This is a genomic window from Streptomyces sp. SDT5-1, from assembly GCF_052245995.1.
GTDB lineage: Bacteria > Actinomycetota > Actinomycetes > Streptomycetales > Streptomycetaceae > Streptomyces.
The window spans coordinates 710,706-727,982 of sequence record NZ_CM125963.1; the positions used below are offsets into that span (position 1 = coordinate 710,706).

General features: G+C 71.9%; 15 protein-coding genes. 4 read left to right on the forward strand and 11 right to left on the reverse strand.

Annotated elements, in window-relative coordinates; genetic code table 11:
* Positions 1-61: 61 nt before the first annotated feature.
* The 5 genes from narI to ACTWJ8_RS03355 all read right to left on the reverse strand — a co-directional run bounded on the left by narI (position 62) and on the right by ACTWJ8_RS03355 (position 8,184).
* Positions 62-796, reverse strand: coding sequence for a respiratory nitrate reductase subunit gamma (gene narI, locus ACTWJ8_RS03335; RefSeq protein WP_443262805.1), 735 nt, complete (start codon positions 794-796; stop codon positions 62-64).
* A complete protein-coding gene (gene narJ / locus ACTWJ8_RS03340; protein ID WP_356379924.1) occupies positions 793-1,425 on the reverse strand; it encodes a nitrate reductase molybdenum cofactor assembly chaperone in 633 nt (210 codons plus the stop codon). The genes narI and narJ overlap by 4 nt, the downstream gene beginning before the upstream one ends.
* Positions 1,422-3,095, reverse strand: coding sequence for a nitrate reductase subunit beta (gene narH, locus ACTWJ8_RS03345; protein ID WP_443262807.1), 1,674 nt, complete (start codon positions 3,093-3,095; stop codon positions 1,422-1,424). Before narH ends, narJ begins: the two co-directional genes overlap by 4 nt.
* On the reverse strand, positions 3,095-6,832 hold the full coding sequence (locus ACTWJ8_RS03350) for a nitrate reductase subunit alpha (protein WP_443262808.1): 3,738 nt from the start codon (positions 6,830-6,832) through the stop codon (positions 3,095-3,097). The genes narH and ACTWJ8_RS03350 overlap by 1 nt, the downstream gene beginning before the upstream one ends.
* A gap of 68 nt (positions 6,833-6,900) precedes the next feature.
* Positions 6,901-8,184, reverse strand: a complete 1,284-nt coding sequence (locus tag ACTWJ8_RS03355; protein WP_443262809.1) for an MFS transporter — start codon at positions 8,182-8,184, stop codon at positions 6,901-6,903.
* Positions 8,185-8,422: 238 nt separating this feature from the next.
* Between ACTWJ8_RS03355 and ACTWJ8_RS03360 the strand changes: the two genes are divergently transcribed.
* Complete coding sequence (locus tag ACTWJ8_RS03360; protein WP_443262810.1) at positions 8,423-10,177, forward strand: GAF domain-containing protein; 1,755 nt, start codon at positions 8,423-8,425, stop codon at positions 10,175-10,177.
* Positions 10,178-10,266: 89 nt separating this feature from the next.
* On the opposite strand, the gene ACTWJ8_RS03365 is transcribed toward ACTWJ8_RS03360, so the two are convergent.
* A complete protein-coding gene (locus ACTWJ8_RS03365) occupies positions 10,267-10,608 on the reverse strand; it encodes an STAS domain-containing protein (RefSeq protein ID WP_356379933.1) in 342 nt (113 codons plus the stop codon).
* Between the two features lie 219 nt (positions 10,609-10,827).
* On the opposite strand from ACTWJ8_RS03365, the gene ACTWJ8_RS03370 reads away from it, so the two are divergent.
* The 3 genes from ACTWJ8_RS03370 to ACTWJ8_RS03380 all read left to right on the forward strand — a co-directional run bounded on the left by ACTWJ8_RS03370 (position 10,828) and on the right by ACTWJ8_RS03380 (position 12,336).
* Positions 10,828-11,262 (forward strand): Hsp20/alpha crystallin family protein, encoded by a 435-nt coding sequence (locus ACTWJ8_RS03370; protein WP_443262811.1) that lies wholly within the window; start codon positions 10,828-10,830, stop codon positions 11,260-11,262.
* 71 nt (positions 11,263-11,333) lie between these two features.
* Entirely contained in the window at positions 11,334-11,540 is a 207-nt protein-coding gene (locus ACTWJ8_RS03375) for a DUF2180 family protein (RefSeq protein ID WP_356379939.1), read from the forward strand.
* Positions 11,541-11,556: 16 nt separating this feature from the next.
* Positions 11,557-12,336, forward strand: a complete 780-nt coding sequence (locus ACTWJ8_RS03380; RefSeq protein ID WP_356379942.1) for a universal stress protein — start codon at positions 11,557-11,559, stop codon at positions 12,334-12,336.
* Positions 12,337-12,361: 25 nt separating this feature from the next.
* Here the strand turns inward: ACTWJ8_RS03380 and hypE are convergent, their stop codons facing one another.
* The 5 genes from hypE to ACTWJ8_RS03405 are packed head-to-tail and all read right to left on the reverse strand — an operon-like array spanning position 12,362 to position 17,275.
* Positions 12,362-13,396, reverse strand: coding sequence for a hydrogenase expression/formation protein HypE (hypE, locus tag ACTWJ8_RS03385; protein ID WP_356379945.1), 1,035 nt, complete (start codon positions 13,394-13,396; stop codon positions 12,362-12,364).
* Positions 13,393-14,508 carry a hydrogenase formation protein HypD gene (hypD, locus tag ACTWJ8_RS03390; protein ID WP_356379948.1) on the reverse strand — a complete coding sequence of 372 codons (1,116 nt, stop codon included), beginning with the start codon at positions 14,506-14,508 and terminating at the stop codon, positions 13,393-13,395. Before hypD ends, hypE begins: the two co-directional genes overlap by 4 nt.
* Complete coding sequence (locus ACTWJ8_RS03395) at positions 14,505-15,158, reverse strand: CBS domain-containing protein (RefSeq protein ID WP_356379951.1); 654 nt, start codon at positions 15,156-15,158, stop codon at positions 14,505-14,507. Before ACTWJ8_RS03395 ends, hypD begins: the two co-directional genes overlap by 4 nt.
* Positions 15,159-15,167: 9 nt before the next feature.
* A complete protein-coding gene (locus ACTWJ8_RS03400; RefSeq protein ID WP_443262812.1) occupies positions 15,168-16,511 on the reverse strand; it encodes a Ni/Fe hydrogenase subunit alpha in 1,344 nt (447 codons plus the stop codon).
* Entirely contained in the window at positions 16,508-17,275 is a 768-nt protein-coding gene (locus ACTWJ8_RS03405; RefSeq protein ID WP_443262813.1) for an oxidoreductase, read from the reverse strand. Before ACTWJ8_RS03405 ends, ACTWJ8_RS03400 begins: the two co-directional genes overlap by 4 nt.
* Positions 17,276-17,277: the final 2 nt, after the last annotated feature.

A 17,277-nucleotide genomic window follows, 5' to 3' on the forward strand; every position in this document is an offset into this window, starting at 1 on the left:
TGAGCCGTCCGGCTCGCAGCGGCGTCCACGGCGGCGGTCGGCCGGGACGCCGCGCGCCCGGTCAGCGGGTCCGCTCCCACCCGCGCCGCTCCGCCCGGGAGCCGAGCCGGGCGTCGCGGCTGCGGTAGACGATGTACGGGCGGGTGAGGTAGCCCAGCGGTGCGGTGAGCATGTGCACGAGGCGGGTGAAGGGCCAGAAGGCGAAGAGGAGCAGGGCGCTGAGCACGTGCAGCTGGAAGAGGACGGGTGCGCCGGACATCAGGGCGGGGTCGGGGTGCAGGGCGAAGACGCCGCGGAACCAGGGGGAGATCGTCAAGCGGTAGTCGTACCCGCCTCCCACCACGTTGGCGGCGACGGTCGCGGCCAGGCCGAGCCCGAGGGTCAGCGTGAGCGCGGCGTACATGGCCTTGTCGTTGTGAGTGGTGGCCGAGAAGACGGGGCCCACGGTGCGGCGGCGGTAGATCAGGACGGCGAGGCCGCCGAGAGTGGCGACCCCCGCGGCGGTGCCGAGGACGACGGCGCCGAGGTGGTACGTGTCCTCCCCGACGCCGACCGCCTCCGTCCAGCTCTTCGGGATCACCAGGCCGCCGATGTGACCGAGCAGCACGCCGAGCACACCGAAGTGGAACAGAGGGCTTCCAATGCGCAGCAGCCGGCTCTCGTACAGCTGCGAGGAGCGGGTGGTCCAGCCGAACTTGTCGTAGCGGTAGCGCCAGACGTGGCCGAGGACGAAGACCACGAACACGACGTACGGCAGGACGGCCCACAGCAGGGTGCCGCCGGAATCGCTGGTCATCGTCGGCCTCCGAGCGAGGTCAGGGGGATGAACGGGGCGAGGCCGACCTGCTCCTCGGGTGGCCCCTGCGCGGCGAGTCGGCGCACGGCGTCGTGGGCGTCCCCTTCGAGCGCGGGCAGCGTCGCGGAGACCGAGTCCAGTACGTCCGCCCAGGGCGAGGCGGACTCGCGCAGGGCGAGCCGCAGCAGTTCGAGGCCCGCCCGGTGTTCGCCGAGGAGTTCGCCCCCGGCCCGCGGGGTCGTCGCGGCGAATTCGAGGAGGACGGCGATGTGGTCGGGGAGTTCGTCGTCGCCGAGCCTCCAACCGGCTGCCGTGTACGCCTGTTTGAGGCGAAGCAGCGCCACGCCACGATTGCGGGTGTCGCCGTGCGCGTAGTAGGTGAGGTACGGGCAGCAGCGCTTGCGGTGGTCGAACGTGGCCACGTACGCGGTGGCCAGTGCGTGGAGGTCGGTGCGCTCGGCGTGCTCGACGAATGTCAGGAGGGGCTCCCCCACCTGCCGCGGCCGGGTCGCGGCGACCCGGCGGGCCAGGTCGAGGCGCTCCGCGAGGTTCTCGTCGGGGTAGGCGAGGAGCAGGGACTGGGCCTGCCAGGCCAGGGTGTGGTGCCCGTCGGACGTGTGCTGTGTCATGAGGCGCTCTCCTGGTCGGGGCGTTCGGCGGGCGGGAACAGGCCGGGTGGGTGCCCCTTGCCGTCCCAGTTCAGGAGGTTGACGCGGGAGCCCTTGTCCGCGGGGGCGGCGGCGGTGTCGGAGGTCTGACGGTCGCGCAGGGCGCGGTGGGTCTCGACGGCGATCGGGACGGCGGTGCCTGACGCCTCTCCGAAGGGGCCGGAGCCCCCCATGCCGGGCCCGCCGTCGCGGTCGAGCTCGCACTCGGCCCCCAACTCCTCGAGCCGGTGGGCCTCTTCGGCGTGCGTGGAGGGGATCACGTAGCGCTCGTCGTACTTCGCCAGGGCGAGCAGCCGGTACATGTCGTACATCTGCTCGCCGCTCATGCCGACCTTCTCGGGGATGGCGTCGTCGGGTTCACGTCCGAGGTTGATGTCGCGCATGTAGGAGCGCATGGCGGCAAGGCGCCGCAGGACGGCGTCGACCGGGGCGGGGTCGCCGGCGGTGAAGAGCCGGGCGAGGTAGTCCACCGGTATGCGCAGGGCGTCGACGGCGGCGAAGAGGTTGTGGTGGCTCTCGGCGTCGTGGCCGGTGTCGCGGACGGCGTCGACGACGGGGGACAGCGGCGGGATGTACCAGACCATGGGCAGGGTGCGGTACTCCGGGTGCAGCGGCAGTGCCACCTTGTACGTGTTGATCAGGGCGTGGACGGGCGAGCGCTGGGCGGCCTCGATCCAGTCGCGCGGAATGCCGTCGCGCTCGGCAGCGGCGACGACCTCGGGGTCGTGCGGGTCGAGGAGGACCTCGCGCTGGGCCTCGTACAGGTCCTTGTCGTCGAGGGTGGAGGCCGCTTCGAGGACGCGGTCGGCGTCGTAGAGGACGAGACCGATGTACCGCAGCCGCCCCACACAGGTCTCGGCGCACACGGTGGGCAGGCCGACCTCGACGCGCGGGAAGCAGAAGGTGCACTTCTCGGCCTTGCCGGTGCGGTGGTTGAAGTACACCTTCTTGTACGGGCAGCCGGTCACGCACATCCGCCAGCCGCGGCAGCGGTCCTGGTCGACGAGGACGATGCCGTCCTCCGCGCGCTTGTAGACGGCGCCCGAGGGGCAGGAGGCCACGCACGACGGGTTGAGGCAGTGCTCGCAGATCCGCGGCAGGTAGAACATGAAGGTCTGCTCGAACTCGAATTTGATCTTCTCTTCGATGCCGCGCAGCAGGACGTCCCGGTCTCCGTGGTCGGAGGAGCCGCCGAGGTTGTCGTCCCAGTTCGCCGACCAGGTGATCTTGGTGTCCTTGCCGGTGATGAGGGATCGGGGGCGGGCGACTGGGGTGTCCTCCTGCAGCGGGGCGTTGGTCAGCGTCTCGTAGTCGTACGTCCAGGGCTCGTAGTAGTCGTCGAGGGCGGGGAGCCTCGGGTTGGAGAAGATCGTGATCAGCTTCTTGAACCGGCCGCCCGCCTTCAGGCCGAGCCGCCCCTTCTTGTTCAGCTCCCAGCCGCCGCGCCACTTCTCCTGGTCCTCGTAGCGGCGCGGATAGCCCTGCCCCGGTCGGGTCTCGACGTTGTTGAACCAGACGTACTCGACGCCGGTGCGGTTCGTCCACGCCTGCTTGCAGGTGACCGAGCAGGTGTGGCAGCCGATGCACTTGTCGAGGTTCATGACCATCGCCAGCTGTCCCATGACGCGCATCAGTACGTCACCTCCTGGTTCGTGCGGCGCCGGATGACCGTGATCTCGTCGCGCTGGTTCCCGGTCGGGCCGAGGTAGTTGAAGGCGTACGTCAACTGCGCGTAGCCGCCGATGAGGTGGCTGGGCTTGATGAGCAGCCGGGTCAGCGAGTTGTGGATGCCGCCGCGCCGGCCGTCGGTCTCGGTGCGCGGCACGTCGATCAGCCGGTCCTGGGCGTGGTGCATGTAGACGGTGCCCTCGGGCATGCGGTGCGAGACGATCGCGCGGGCCGCGACGACACCGTTGCGGTTGACGGCTTCGACCCAGTCGTTGTCGTGGACGCCGACCTTGGCCGCGTCCTGGGGGCTCATCCAGATGGCGGGCCCGCCCCGGGAGAGGGAGAGCATGAGCAGGTTGTCCTGGTACTCGGAGTGGATGGACCACTTGCTGTGCGGGGTCAGGTAGCGCACGGTCACGCCGCGTTCGCCGCGTTGGCCGACCTCCGGTTCCCCGAAGAGTGCGCGCATGTTCAACGGGGGCCGGTACACCGGCAGTTGTTCGCCGAGGGCCGCCATCCAGTCGTGGTCGAGGTAGAAGTGCTGGCGGCCGGTGAGGGTGTGCCAGGGCTTGAGCCGCTCGACATTGACGGTGAAAGGTGAGTAGCGGCGCCCGCCCGTCTCCGAGCCCGACCACTCCGGGGAGGTGAGCACCGGGGTCGGCGCGGCCTGGGTGTCGGCGAACGTGATCCTTTTGCCCTCGTGCTCGGCGGACAGGTCCGCCAGCCGGGTGCCGGTGCGGGCCTCCAGGATGTGGAAGCCCTGGGTGGCGAGGCGGCCGTTGGTGGTGCCGGACAGCGCGAGGATGGCCTCGCAGGCGTGGACGTCGCGGGAGAGCAGGGGCCGCCCGTCGGCGGGTCCGCCTCGTACGGTGCCGTTCTTGTGCCGCAACTGGTCCAGTTCCGGGCCGAGTCGGAAGGTCACGCCCTTGGTGGTGGCGCCCAGGGTGTCGAGGAGCGGGCCGAGGGCCGCCATCTTGTCGGCGACGGCGGGGTAGTCGCGCTCGACGGTGACCAGCTTCGGCATGGTCAGGCCGGGCACCGGTGCGCACTCCCCCGCCTTCCAGTCGCGCACCCGGCCGTGCGGCGTGGCCAGTTCGTCGGGGGTGTCGTGCAGCAGCGGCGCGGCGACCACGTCCGTGCGCGCCCCGAGGTGCCGGGTGGCCTGCCGGCTGAACTCGCGGGCCAGGACGTGGAAGGCGTCCCAGTCGGTGCGGGTCTGCCAGGGCGGGGCGATCGCCGGGTTGAAGGCGTGCACGAAGGGGTGCATGTCCGTGGACGACAGGTCGTGCTTCTCGTACCAGGTGGCGGCCGGCAGCACCACGTCGGAGAAGAGGGTGGTGCTGGTCATCCGGAAGTCCAGGGTCAGCAGCAGGTCGAGCTTGCCGACCGGAGCCTCGTCCCGCCATGTCACGTCGCGTGGTCGCGCCCCGGGCGGTGCCTCGGCGGCACGCACCGAGGAGTCGGTGCCCAGCAGGTGCTTGAGGAAGTACTCGTTCCCCTTGGCCGACGAGCCCAGCAGGTTGGCGCGCCAAATCGTCAGGACGCGCGGGAAGTTCTCGGGCGCGTCCGGGTCCTCGCCGGCGAACCGCAGCCGTCCCGCGCGCAGTTCGTCGACCACATGCTCGGCGACGGGGCGGCCCGCACTCCTGGCCTCGTCCGCGAGGGTCAGGGGGTTGCGGTCGAACGTGGGGTACGAGGGCATCCAGCCCATCCGGGCGGACGCGGCGAGCACGTCGGCCGTGGTCCTCCCGGCGAACGGGCCGGCGCCGTCCCCGGCCGCCGAGAGGGTGTCGACCGTGAAGGGGTCGTAGCGGAACTGGTCGCTGTGCAGGTACCAGTAGGCGGTCTGGATCATCTGCCGTGCGGGCCGGTTCCAGTCGGCGGCGGTCGCGATCGCCGAGTAGCCGGTGAGTGGGCGGACCTTCTCCTGGCCGACGTAGTGGGCCCAGCCTCCGCCGTTGACGCCCTGGCAGCCGGTGAGCGTCGTCAGGGTCAGGAACGTGCGGTAGATGGTGTCGGAGTGGAACCAGTGGTTGGTGCCCGCCCCCATGAGGATCATCGAACGGCCGCGGGACTCCTCGGCGTTGGCGGCGAACTCGCGGGCGATGCGGGCGGCCTTGTCCGCGTCCACACCGGTGATCGCCTCCTGCCAGGCGGGGGTGCCGGGCTGTTCCGCGTCGTCGTACGACGCGGGCCACTGGCCGGGCAGTCCGGGGCGCGCGACGCCGTACCGCGCCAGGAGCAGGTCGTACACCGTCGTCACCGTGCGCCCGGCGATCCGTCGCACCGGCACGCCGCGCCGCAGTCGGCCGGCGCCGCCGTCCTCGGTGTCGAAGCGCGGCAGCTCGACGACGGCGGACTCCGCCTCTTCGGCGTCGGTCCACGCGGACAGCCGCGGGTCGATGTCGCCGAGGTCGAGGTTCCACTTTCCGGCGCCGTCCTCGCCGAAGCGGTCGCCGAGCGTGCCGTTCGGGATCACGGCCCGTCCGGTGGCCGCGTCCAGGAGAGCGGGCCTGAACTCGGCGTGCTCGGCGTCCCGTTGTCCGTCGTCGAGGTCGGCGGCGGTCAGGAACTTGCCGGGCGTGTACCCGCCGTCGGCGGTCTCGTCGAGGGTCACCAGGAACGGCAGGTCCGTGTACCGCTTCACGTATTCCGTGAAGTACGGGGTGGCGCGGTCGACGAAGAACTCCTTGAGGATCACGTGGCCCATGGCCGTCGCGAGGGCCCCGTCGGTGCCGGGCCGCGCCGCGAGCCATTCGTCGGCGAACTTCACGTTGTCCGCGTAGTCGGGGGCGACCGCCACGACCTTCTGGCCACGGTAGCGGGCCTCGGCCATCCAGTGCGCGTCGGGCGTCCTGGTCACCGGCACGTTGGAACCCCACATGATCAGGTATCCGGCGTCCCACCAGTCGCCCGACTCCGGCACGTCGGTCTGGTCGCCGAACATCTGCGGGGACGCGACGGGCAGGTCCGCGTACCAGTCGTAGAACGACAGCATCGCCCCGCCGAGCAGGGAGTAGAAGCGTGCGCCCGCGGCGTGCGAGACCATCGACATCGCCGGGATCGGCGAGAACCCGGCGAGCCGGTCGGGACCGTACTTCTTGATCGTGTGCACATGGGCCGCGGCGACCAGCTCGACGGCCTCCGCCCAGCTCGCGCGCACCAGGCCGCCCTTGCCGCGCGCCCGCTGATAGCGGCGGCGCCGCTCGGGGTCGTTCTGGATGTCGGCCCAGGCGAGCACGGGATCCTTCAGTCTGGCCTTCGCCTCCCGGTACATCTCCAGGAGGACACCGCGCACATACGGGTAGCGGACCCTGGTCGGCGAGTACGTGTACCAGGAGAACGCCGCACCGCGCGGACAGCCCCGCGGCTCGTACTCGGGGCGGTCGGGGCCGACCGAGGGGTAGTCGGTCTCCTGCGCCTCCCAGGTGATGATCCCGTCCTTGACGTACACCTTCCACGAGCACGAGCCGGTGCAGTTGACGCCATGGGTCGAGCGGACCACCTTGTCGTGCGACCAGCGGTCCCGGTAGAAGCTGTCCGCCTCCCGGCCGCCGGCCCGGTGCAGCGAGCGGAGGTCGTCCGACACGTCCGCCCGTGTGAAGAACCGCCGCGAGCGCACGAGGGCCCGGGCCAGTTCGCCGTCCGTCTCCACGGCCGCCCTTCCGGTCTCTCCTGATCGCTTGGATCGCCTGCTCACCTGTCACTCCGCCCCGGGCGCTCGGGCCCGTCGTCTCGGGATCTGCTGTCGCCGACGCGCCGTTCGCGTCAGGGCCGTCGGCTCGCTCGTCGCTCGCCGTGCCGCGCCCCGGGCGGCGGCTCTCCGTCCCGCGCGGCCAGGGAGCGGCGGACGACGGTCACGGTGAACACCAGCGCGGCCGCCGCGACGGCGGCCAGCAGGGCGAGCCCCAGGGCGTAGGAACCAAGGGCGCCGTACACCGACCCCATCACCAGCGGCGGGACGAATCCGCCCAGTCCTCCAGCGGCCCCGACCACGCCGGTGACCGAGCCGACCTTGCTCGCCGGGGCGACCAGCGCCACCAGCGCGAACACCGCGCCGCTGCCCGCCCCGAGCGCGGCCGCCATCACGAGGAAGGCGACGGTGCCGAGCGGTGCAAGGTCCGGTGTGAACGCCTGCACCGCGGCCCCCGCCGCGACCGCCGCCATCGCCCAGGACAGCACCCGTACGGGGCCTCCGCGGTCCGAGAGCCAGCCCCCGACCGGCCGCATGGCCACCGCGAGCAGCACGAATCCGGCCATGCGGTTCGACGCGTCCGCCGGCGAAAGGCCGTAGCCGGTCTTCAGATACGTGGGCAGGTAGACGGAGAACGCCACGTACCCGCCGAAGACCAGCGCGTACAGCGCGGAGCCCTGCCAGGTGATGCCGAGGCGGGCGGTGGCGGCGAGCCGGCGCGGCAGCGACTCCGTCGGCACCGGCCGTGCCGGCGCGTCCCGCAGGACCACCGCCGCCAGCACCGCGAACGCCGCGAGCACGACGGCCGTGAGCACGAACGGCGCCGCCGTGCCATTCGCCTCCACGAGCTTCACCGTGGTCAGGGCGCTGATGGCCGTGCCGCCCATGCCGGCCCCGAAGACTCCGATGGCAAGACCGCGCCGCTCGGGCGGGAACCACGCGCTGACGAACGGCACGCCGACGGCGAACGCGGTGCCGCCGATGCCCAGGAAGAACCCGCCCACCAGCAGGGCGGCGAACGAGGAGTGCCCGGCAAGTCCCAGATAGATCACCGGCACGACCGTGGCCGCCGACACGAGCGGGAACATCAGCCTCCCGCCGAACCGGTCGGTCAGCGCACCCACCGGGATCCGGCCGAGCGCGCCGACCAGTACCGGCACCGCCACCAGCAGGGACTGCTGGAACGAGGTGAGTCCGAGACCGTCCTTGAACCGTGGGCCCAGCGGGCTGAGCAGCGCCCATGCCCAGAAGTCGAGGGCGAACCCGAGGGTCGCCAGAGCGAGCATCAGCCAGGCCCTGCCGGGCACGGGCGTCCTGTCGGTCGGCGCGCCGTCGCGCCTTGCCGTCGGCTGAAGCATCCCGCTGTCCTCCCCTTGGGCCGCGCACCGGCCGTCGGGTCAAACCTTCGACGTTCATGCGCCGTACCGGCATGGGCCCTTCGGCCCCATCGGTGGCCCGGCGGGCCCTGGATCATGCCGGAACGCGTGCCGGGCGCCGGCGGGCATCGCCAACCAGCCATCGATCGCACAGGTACTCGACTTTCGGGGCCGCCGATCCACCATGATGGGGCCCGGAGGATGCGACCGAGGGAGTCACATGGGGCATCAATCGCACAACCCGGGCATGCCGTCGGGCGAATCCGGTTCGCCCACGCCCCAACTGCGCCTGGACACACTGATGGAGGAGCTGCAGGACCAGGTCCAGCGGGTGCGCGCCACACAGACCCGCGTGCACACCCTCCTCGACGCGGTCCTGGCCATCGGCAGCGACCTGGACCTCGACATCGTCCTGCACCGGATCGTCGAGTCCGCGATCCATGTCGTGGACTGCCGCTACGGGGCGCTCGGCGTCGTCGGCGAGGAAGGCGGCATCAAGCAGTTCATCACCGTCGGCATCGACGACGAGACCATCGCGCGCATCGGGCACTACCCGCGGGGCGAGGGGATCCTCGGACTGCTCATCCGCGACCCTCGCCCCCTGCGCCTCCCCGTCCTCAACGACCACCCGGACTCGGTCGGCTTCCCGCCGGGGCACCCTCCCATGACGACGTTCCTCGGCACGCCCGTACAGGTCCGCGACCAGGTCTACGGCAACCTGTACCTGACCGAGAAGAGCGGCGGCCGGCAGTTCGACGAGGACGACGAGGCGGTGCTGCGCACCCTCGGCGCGGCGGCAGGCGTCGCGATCGACAACGCGCGCCTGTACGACGACGCCAGGCGGCGCGAACGCTGGCTGACGGCGAGCAGTGAGCTCACCCGCACGCTGCTGTCGGGAGCTGACCCCGTCGAGGTGCTGCACTCGTTCACCGCCACCGTCAGAGAACTCGCCGCCGCGGATCTCGTCACCCTCGCCGTGCCGGTGAGCGAGGGCGGCGATCTGGTGGTCGAGGCCGCGGCGGGCGTCGACGCCGAACACCAGCACGGCCTCGCGCTGCCCGGTGGATCGAGTCTGGCCGCCAAGGTCTTCAGCTCGGGAGAGACCATCGTCAGTTCGTCGCTCGGCGAGGACACACGGGCCTCGTCGGAACGGACGGCGGGGCCCGACCTGGGCTCCGCCTTCCTCGTCCCGCTGGGCACCCGCGACCGGATCCGCGGCGTCCTCCAGGTCGCCAATCTGCGGGAGCGCCCGACGTTCCCCGACACCACCATCGCGATGATCAGCGGCTTCGCCGACCATGCCGCCCTCGCCCTGGAGATCGCCGAACATCGCCGCGAGGCCGAGCAGTTGCTCGTCCTCAACGACCGTGACCGGATCGCCCGCGATCTCCACGACCTGGCGATACAGCGGCTGTTCGCGAGCGGGCTCAGCCTTCAGTCCGTTCTCAATCGCCTCGCCGACCAGCCCGAGACGGCCCAGCGCGTACGCCGTGTGGTCCAGGACCTCGACGACACGATCAAAGTCGTCCGTTCCACCATCTACGCGCTGCGCGAGTCGGACCAGTCCGACGCCGCCTCGCTCCGCGCACGCCTGGTCGGTCAGGTCAACCGGGCGGCCGAGACGCTGGGCTTCACCCCGTCGCTGCGCATGAGCGGGCTGCTCGACACGGCCGTCCCCGACCAGCACGCCGAGCATCTGCTGGCCGTGCTCCGCGAAGCGCTCTCCAACATCGCGCGGCACGCCGAGGCCACCACGGCCGAGATCTCGGCGGAGGCCACGAACGACCGGCTGCGGCTCCGGGTCACGGACAACGGCCGCGGCCTCGACGCCTCGGCGACGCACCGCAGCGGCCTCGCCAACATGGGGACGCGCGCGGAGGGCCTCGGCGGCACCTTCACCATCGCACCGGGAGACCCGGCGGGAACCGTACTGGAATGGACCGTCCCGCTGGAGCCCGAGCCCGCTCCGGGGTGATCCCGGCGTCCCGCGGGCACCGCGGACGGGCCGACAGGCAGCATTCCCGCCCTCCCGACGCCGTCTCTCGGTCTGCATGGTCCGTGCGGTCACCCGGAGGTTTCCTCCGGAGGCGGCTCCGGGGTGGTGAGCAGCACGCACGAGGCGCCGGAGAGGTCCAGGACCCGGCGGACCGGGCCGCTGACGGAGATCAGGCGCAGGCTGCCGCCCGCGGCGGCGGCCTCCCGTTGATGACGTACCAGCAGGTTGACACCCGTGGAATCGATGAACGGGACGTCGGTGAAGTCGAGTTCACAGTGGCGCGGATGCAACGGCGCCAGCATGCGCTCGAGTTCGGGCGCGGTGTCGAGGTCGAGCTCCCCGCGCACGCAGAGAAGAATCGGGTCACCCACATCGATGACGCGGATGTCGAACAGGGGTGAACTCGGCATGCTCATCTGCGTGGCTCCCCAGCCTCCCCGCGTGCATGGCGTTGAACGCTCCATGAAAGCAGCGAGGGCGCCACTCCGGCACCCGTAATGACTAAGCCGCCACGACGTTCCGGTAGGGGCCGTTCGTCCCGTGGTCGGGTCGGAACAGCCCTGGGCGCGCGCAAGCAGAAGGCGGACGCTGAAGGTAGCCAATCCATTGAACTGGATGGGAGGTTCCACATGACCGGCATGCTGGAATGGCGGCCTCCGATGCTGCCCGACCTCTTCGACTGGATCGAATCGGGACTCGGCGGCCTCCCCGCGCACCGGGCCGCGCCCTCGTTGCACGGCATTCGCATCGAGGAGCAGCTCACGGACGAGGGGTACACGCTGTCCGCCGAACTGCCCGGTCTCGCCCCGGAGAAGGACATCGAGATCAGTGTCACCGGTGACATCCTCACGCTGCACGCGGAGCGCACGGCGCAGACAGCGCAGAAGCGCCACACGGAGTTCCGGTACGGCAGCTATGCCCGGGCCGTACGCCTCCCCTCGGGAACCCGATGGGAGGACGCGACGGCCGACTACAAGGACGGCATCCTCACCGTGACGGTTCCGCTGGCCCAGGCCGCGAAGGCCGACACCCGCACCATCCCGGTGCGGCGCGAAGCGACCTGACCGTACGGACGAGCGGGGCGCGGCGCGCCCCGCTCGCGGCCGAGTTGCAACGTCCCAGCGGAAGGAGAGCCATGAACTGCTACGACTGCGCCATGGAAGAGAAGGTCGCGACCGCAGTGGCGGTGTGCCGGCGTTGCGGCGCGGGTGTCTGCGTCACGCATGCGCACGTCACCCGTGGCGCCATCCACCGCGCGGCCGGCACGGGACTCAGTGAGAGCCATGCCCAGGCGCGTCACATCGCCTGTGGTGTCTGCCACCACGCCGAGGTGTCCGGATAGGAAATGAGGGACGGGCATGGCGTCGGGATGCATCGTGGTCGGTGTCGATGGCACGGCGCGCGCCGATACCGCCGCCGAGTGGGCGGCGGGTGAGGCGTTGCGGGTGCGGGCGGTGCTGCGGGTGGTGCATGTGGGGCCTGTCGATTCCGCCGATCACAGTGCCCGCGCGGCCCGGAGGCTGCTGGCCTCCTTCCCCGGTTTGGAGGTGGAGGCGGCCCTGGTCCCCGGCGTCCCTGCCGGAGCGCTCGCCGCGCAGGCTGCGGGGGCCGAGCTGCTCGTTCTTGGCGTGCGGGGCGACGGGACGCCCCTGGGGCCGACCGCCTGTGCCCTGAGTGAGCGCTCGCTGGTCGCCGTCGCGCTCGTGCCGTCCCGGCCTCGGGCGGGTGGCCGGGCCGCCGACCGGATCGCCGTGGGGGTCGGCGCTCCGCGGCCGGCCGGGCGCGCTCTGGAGTTCGCCTTCGAGCGCGCCCGGAACCGGGGCCTCGGGCTGCGCGCGATCCGCGCGTGGAAGGCGCCCGTGCCGATCGGTCCGCTGCTCCCTCCGGAAGCGGACCGGGCGACGTGGGAGGACCAGGAAGTGCAGTCGTTGTCCGACGCGCTGCGCCCCTGGAAGGAGAGGTTTCCCGAGGTCCCGGTCCTCGAGGATGTCGTGCTGCTCTCCCCCGAGCGGGCGTTGGCCACGGCGTCCGAACGCGCGCCGCTCCTCGTGGTCGGTCGCCGCGGCGCCGGGCTCGGCCCCGCGACGGCCGGGCTGACGGACCTGCCGCACGGGCTGGTCGTCGTCGTGCCCGAGTGACAGCCGCGTGTCGGGCGTCCAAGGGTCAGCAGATGCGCGGCAGTTGTTCGCCCAACGGCAGGTCGACGATGCGTCGTGAGCCGACGAGGGTACGCAGGGAGACCCGGCCCGGTGAGGACGTCACGGCCTCGCCGATGAGGGTGGCGTGCCGGCCCTCAGGGAGGTCGCGCAGTGCCTTCAGGGCGGCGCCCTCGCGGCCGCCGGCGACGAAGGCGACGAAGCAGCCCTCGTTGGCGACGGCCAGGGGGTCGAGGCCGAGCAGGTCGCAGGCGGCGCCGACCTCGGTCGGGACCGGCAGCGCGCTCTCCTCGATCTCCACGCCGACCCGCGCGTCCCGGGCGATCTCGTTCAGTACCGCGGCGACGCCGCCACGCGTCGGATCGCGCAGGACGTGGACGTCGGGCCCGAAGGGCTCGAGCGCGCGGACGAGACGGTGGAGCGGTCGTGTGTCGGAGGCGATGGCCGTGTCGAAGCCGAAGCCCTCGCGGGTGGAGAGCACCGCCGTGCCGTGCAGCCCGATCGGTCCCGACAGGAGGATCCGGTCCCCGGGCCTGGCGCGTGCGGCGGAGGGTTCGAGGCCGGGGACCCTGCGGCCGACACCGGTCGTGGTGAGGAAGAGGCGGTCCGCGGCGCCGCGTCCGACGACCTTGGTGTCACCTGTGATCACCGGGACGCCGATGTCGCGTGCCGCCTTCCCCGCGGACTGCAGCGCGGCCCGCAGCTCGGCCAGCGGCAGTCCCTCCTCGGCGATGACCGCGAGGGCGAGGGCGATCGGCAGGGCGCCGCGCATGGCGAGGTCGTTGACGGTGCCGTGGACGGCGAGCGAGCCGATGTCGCCGCCGGGGAAGAACAGCGGATCGACGACGAACCCGTCCGTGGACACGACGAGTTCGCCCTCTCCCGGCAGGAGGGCGGCGTCCTCGAGCACGCCGCCCTGAGGAGCGCCGAGGGCCGGCAGCACCACGTCGTCGAGGAGTTCGGCGGTCAGCCGGCCGCCGGCCCCGTGGCCGAGCAGCAGTGTCTCGTCGTCGTGGTGCGGGCTGGGGCAGGCCATGGTCATGGGGCGCTCCTCGTGGCGGGCTCGCTCCGGACGCGTCCGGCGGTGTGGAAGGCGGCGCAGGTGCCTTCCGTGGACACCATCGGGGCGCCGAGCGGCGTGCGGGGTGTGCAGCGGGTGCCGTATGCGGGGCAGTCGGTGGGCAGCGCGGCGCCGGTCAGGACGGAGCCCGCGATGCAGACGGGGTCCTCGGCGGGGTGCAGGTCCGCGACGTCGAACCGGCGGGAGGCGTCGAACCGCTGGTAGTCCGGGGCGAGTTCCAGTCCGCTGTCGGGCAGGGTGCCGATGCCGCGCCAGGCGCGGTCGGCGACGCTGAAGACGCGGGCGAGCGCCTGCTGGGCCGCCGGGTTGCCGTCGCGGCGTACAGCGCGCGCGTACTGGTTCTCGACGGCGTACCGCCCGTCCTCCAGCTGCCGCACGGCCATGAGGACGCCTTCCAGCAGGTCGAGCGGTTCGAATCCGGTGACCACGACGGGCACCTCGTAGCGTGCGGCGATCGGTTCGTACGCGCGCCAGCCCATGACCGCGCAGACGTGTCCCGCGGCGAGGAACGCCTGCACCTCGCAGTCCGGGTCGTCGAGCAGGGCGGTCATGGCGGGCGGTACGAGGACGTGGCTGACCAGGAGGGAGAAGTTCGGCAGGGCGAGCCGCTCGGCCTGGAGAACTGCCATGGCGTTGGCGGGCGCGGTGGTCTCGAAGCCGACGGCGAGGAACACCACGTCCCTGTCGGGGTGGCGCGCGGCGAGGCGGACCGCGTCCATGGGGCTGTAGACGACGCGCACGTCGGCGCCGCGGGCCCGCAGCGACAGCAGGTCGGTGGTCGAGCCGGGTACGCGCAGCATGTCGCCGAAGCTGGTGAACACGACGCCGGGGCGGGCGGCGATCGCCATGGCCCGGTCCAGGGTCTCCAGGGGGGTGACACAGACCGGGCAGCCCGGCCCGTGGATCATGCGGATGCCCGCGGGCAGCAGCTCGTCGATGCCCTGGCGGACGAGGGTGTGGGTCTGTCCGCCGCACACCTCCATGATCCGCCAGGGCCGGGTCGCGGTGGCCGTCAGCTCGGCGAGCAGGCGTCGGGCCAGTTCGGGATCGCGGTATTCGTCCAGGTACTTCATCGCGGCTTCGGGGCCGTGTCGGTGAAGTCCATGCGGATGTCGACGACGCCCTCCACGGCCCGGGCGAGCCGGGCGGCCACGGGCACCAGGTTGCGGTTGGTCAGCGTGCCGCCGAAGGTGACGACGCCCTCGGTGACCGCGACGGTGACCTGCTGGCCGGGGAAGAGGTAGGCGGCGACGGTGCGCCGCACCTCCTCCTCGATGTCGGAGTCGCTGCGCAGGAACACCTTCAGCAGGTCGGAACGGCTGACGACGCCTTCGAGCATGCCCTCCGCGTTGACGACCGGCAGCCGCTTGACCTTGCGGTGGGCCATGATGCGGGCGGCCTCGGCGAGGGTGGCGGTGGCCTGGACGCAGACGGCGGGGCTGCTCATGAGTTCGCCCGCGCTCACGGCTCCCGCCTTGGCCAGGTCGGACAGCCGGCGCAGTTGGTCGTACCGGCTGGGATCGGCGTCGCGGAACTCCTCCTTGGGCAGCAGGTCCGCCTCGGAGACGACGCCGACGACGCGGCTCTCGCCCTCCAGGACGGGGACGGCGCTGACCTTCCACTCCTCCATCAGCTCGACGACCTCCTTGAAGGGGGCGTCGCGCCCGACCGCGACCACGGTGTGGGTCATCACGTCGCTGACGATGTGCGGGCTGTCGTTCATGGGGGCCTCCTATGGGACGGGCGCACGGTCGACGGTGAGATCGAGGAAGTGGGTGGAGCAGGAGATGCACGGGTCGTGGTTGCGGATGGCGCGTTCGCACAGGTGCGTCAACTCGGCGTCGTCGCAGTCGGTTCGCACGAGCGCGTCCTCGGCGATGCGGCGCAGGTCCTCCTCGATGGCTCCCTGGTTCTGGGAGGTGGGCGGGACGAGGCGGGCGTCGGTGACGGTCCCCTCCGCGTCGAGCACGTAGCGGTGGTAGAGCAGCCCGCGGGGTGCCTCGGTGGCGCCGTGGCCGGTACCCGCGCACGGCGGCACCTCGACGCACGGGCGCGGGGGCGGCTCGTAGGAGTCGATGATGCGCAGCGCCTCCTCGACGGCGTACACGACCTCGACGGCCCGGACGAGGATGCTGCGGAACGGGTTGCGGCACGCCTCCGCCGTGCGCGGGTCCCCGAGTCCGGCCTCCCGCGCCGCTTCCAGCGCGGTGGCGGACAGGAGCCCGCCGTTGATCGCGTATCGCGCGAGGGATCCGGTGAGGTGGCGCCGTCCTCGCAGTGTGGCGTGCAGGGCGGTGGAGTGCGGGACCTGGGACTCGACGACCTCGCGGGTGAAGTCCGCGAGGGCGAACCGCCGGGTGGTGCGCGTGTCCGACCGCAGGACCGTGGGCGTGCCGGTGTCGATCGCGTACCGGTCGGGTTCGGCGAGGGCCAGGAAGTCGTAGGGACTCTCCGCGTCGGGGAAGTCGAAGCCGGACACCCACCGCACGGTGGCCCATGCGTCGTCGAGGGCCCGGCGGAGCCGTTCGGCGAGCGGGCGCAGTTCGGCCCTGGTCGGCGCGCGGTGGAAGCCGCCGACGCGGACGTTGACGGGATGGATGGCGCGGCCGCCGAGCAGCTCCAGGAGGGCGTTCCCCGCCTGTTTCAGGCGCAGTCCGCGCTCGACGTCGCGGCGGTGGGTGCGGGCCAGGTCGATGGCTCCGTCGCGGCCCAGGAAGTCGGGGGCGTGCAGGAGGTAGATGTGCAGCGTCTGGCTCTCGATCCACTCCCCGCAGTACAGCAGCCGCCTCAACGTCCTTATCGTCGGCGGTACTTCGACACCACAGGCGTCCTCGATGGCCGCGCAGGCGCTCATCTGGTACGCGACCGGGCAGATGCCGCACACCCGGGCGGTGATGTCGGGCGGCTCGGTGTGGGCGCGACCGCGCAGGAACGCCTCGAAGAAGCGCGGTGGCTCGTAGATCTGCAGCCGGGCCGCAGTGACGGACTCGCCCGCCACCGTGAGGCGCAGGGCGCCTTCCCCCTCCACACGGGCGAGGGAGCCGACGTGCAGCACGCGGGTTCCACGGTGGGTCACGGCTCGGGCTCCTTGTCGCAGGCGGCGAACGCGGTGGCGTTGAAGGTGCGCAGGAAGCGCTCCGTGTCCCGTGCGTCGAGACCGTCGCGGTGGAGCATGGGGACGAGCGCGGGCAGGTTCACCGATCCCGACGGGCCGAAGCAGCCGTAGCAGCCGCGCCCGTACGCGGGGCAGATGGCGCCGCAGCCGGCGTGGGTGACCGGGCCGAGGCAGGGCGTGCCGTGGGCGACGGTGACGCACACCGTGCCGCGCCGCTTGCACTCGAAGCACACGCTGTGGTCGGGGACGTCGGGCTTGCGGCCGGCCAGGAACGCCGTGACGACCTCGATGAGCTGGCGCCGGTCGATGGGGCAGCCGCGCAGTTCGAAGTCGACGTCCACATGGGCGGAGACCGGGGTGGAGGTCGCGAGCGTGTCGATGTAGTCGGGACGGGCGTAGACGGTGCGGCGGAACTCCTCGACGTCGGCGAAGTCGCGCAGCGCCTGGATGCCGCCGGCGGTCGCGCAGGCTCCGATGGTGACGAGGTGGCGGGAGGCGGCCCTGATGTCCCGGATGCGGGCGGCGTCGGCGGCGGTCGTGATCGAGCCCTCGACGAGCGTGAGGTCGTAGGGGCCGGGCAGCACCTCGCCGGACGCCTCGAGGAAGTGTGCGACGCGGAGCCTGCCCGCGAGCGCGAGCAGTTCGTCCTCGCAGTCCAGGAGGGTGAGTTGGCAGCCGTCGCAGGAGGCCAGCTTGAACACGGCGAGCGTCGGGTTCTCGGTCATCG

Coding starts and splice junctions, on each gene's coding strand:
- narI (WP_443262805.1), bottom strand. CDS start 796: ATGACCAGCGATTCCGGCGGCACCCTGCTGTGGGCCGTCCTGCCGTAC.
- narJ (WP_356379924.1), bottom strand. CDS start 1,425: ATGACACAGCACACGTCCGACGGGCACCACACCCTGGCCTGGCAGGCC.
- narH (WP_443262807.1), bottom strand. CDS start 3,095: ATGCGCGTCATGGGACAGCTGGCGATGGTCATGAACCTCGACAAGTGC.
- ACTWJ8_RS03355 (WP_443262809.1), bottom strand. CDS start 8,184: ATGCTTCAGCCGACGGCAAGGCGCGACGGCGCGCCGACCGACAGGACG.
- ACTWJ8_RS03360 (WP_443262810.1), top strand. CDS start 8,423: ATGGGGCATCAATCGCACAACCCGGGCATGCCGTCGGGCGAATCCGGT.
- ACTWJ8_RS03365 (WP_356379933.1), bottom strand. CDS start 10,608: ATGCCGAGTTCACCCCTGTTCGACATCCGCGTCATCGATGTGGGTGAC.
- ACTWJ8_RS03370 (WP_443262811.1), top strand. CDS start 10,828: ATGACCGGCATGCTGGAATGGCGGCCTCCGATGCTGCCCGACCTCTTC.
- ACTWJ8_RS03375 (WP_356379939.1), top strand. CDS start 11,334: ATGAACTGCTACGACTGCGCCATGGAAGAGAAGGTCGCGACCGCAGTG.
- ACTWJ8_RS03380 (WP_356379942.1), top strand. CDS start 11,557: ATGGCGTCGGGATGCATCGTGGTCGGTGTCGATGGCACGGCGCGCGCC.
- hypE (WP_356379945.1), bottom strand. CDS start 13,396: ATGACCATGGCCTGCCCCAGCCCGCACCACGACGACGAGACACTGCTG.
- hypD (WP_356379948.1), bottom strand. CDS start 14,508: ATGAAGTACCTGGACGAATACCGCGATCCCGAACTGGCCCGACGCCTG.
- ACTWJ8_RS03395 (WP_356379951.1), bottom strand. CDS start 15,158: ATGAACGACAGCCCGCACATCGTCAGCGACGTGATGACCCACACCGTG.
- ACTWJ8_RS03405 (WP_443262813.1), bottom strand. CDS start 17,275: ATGACCGAGAACCCGACGCTCGCCGTGTTCAAGCTGGCCTCCTGCGAC.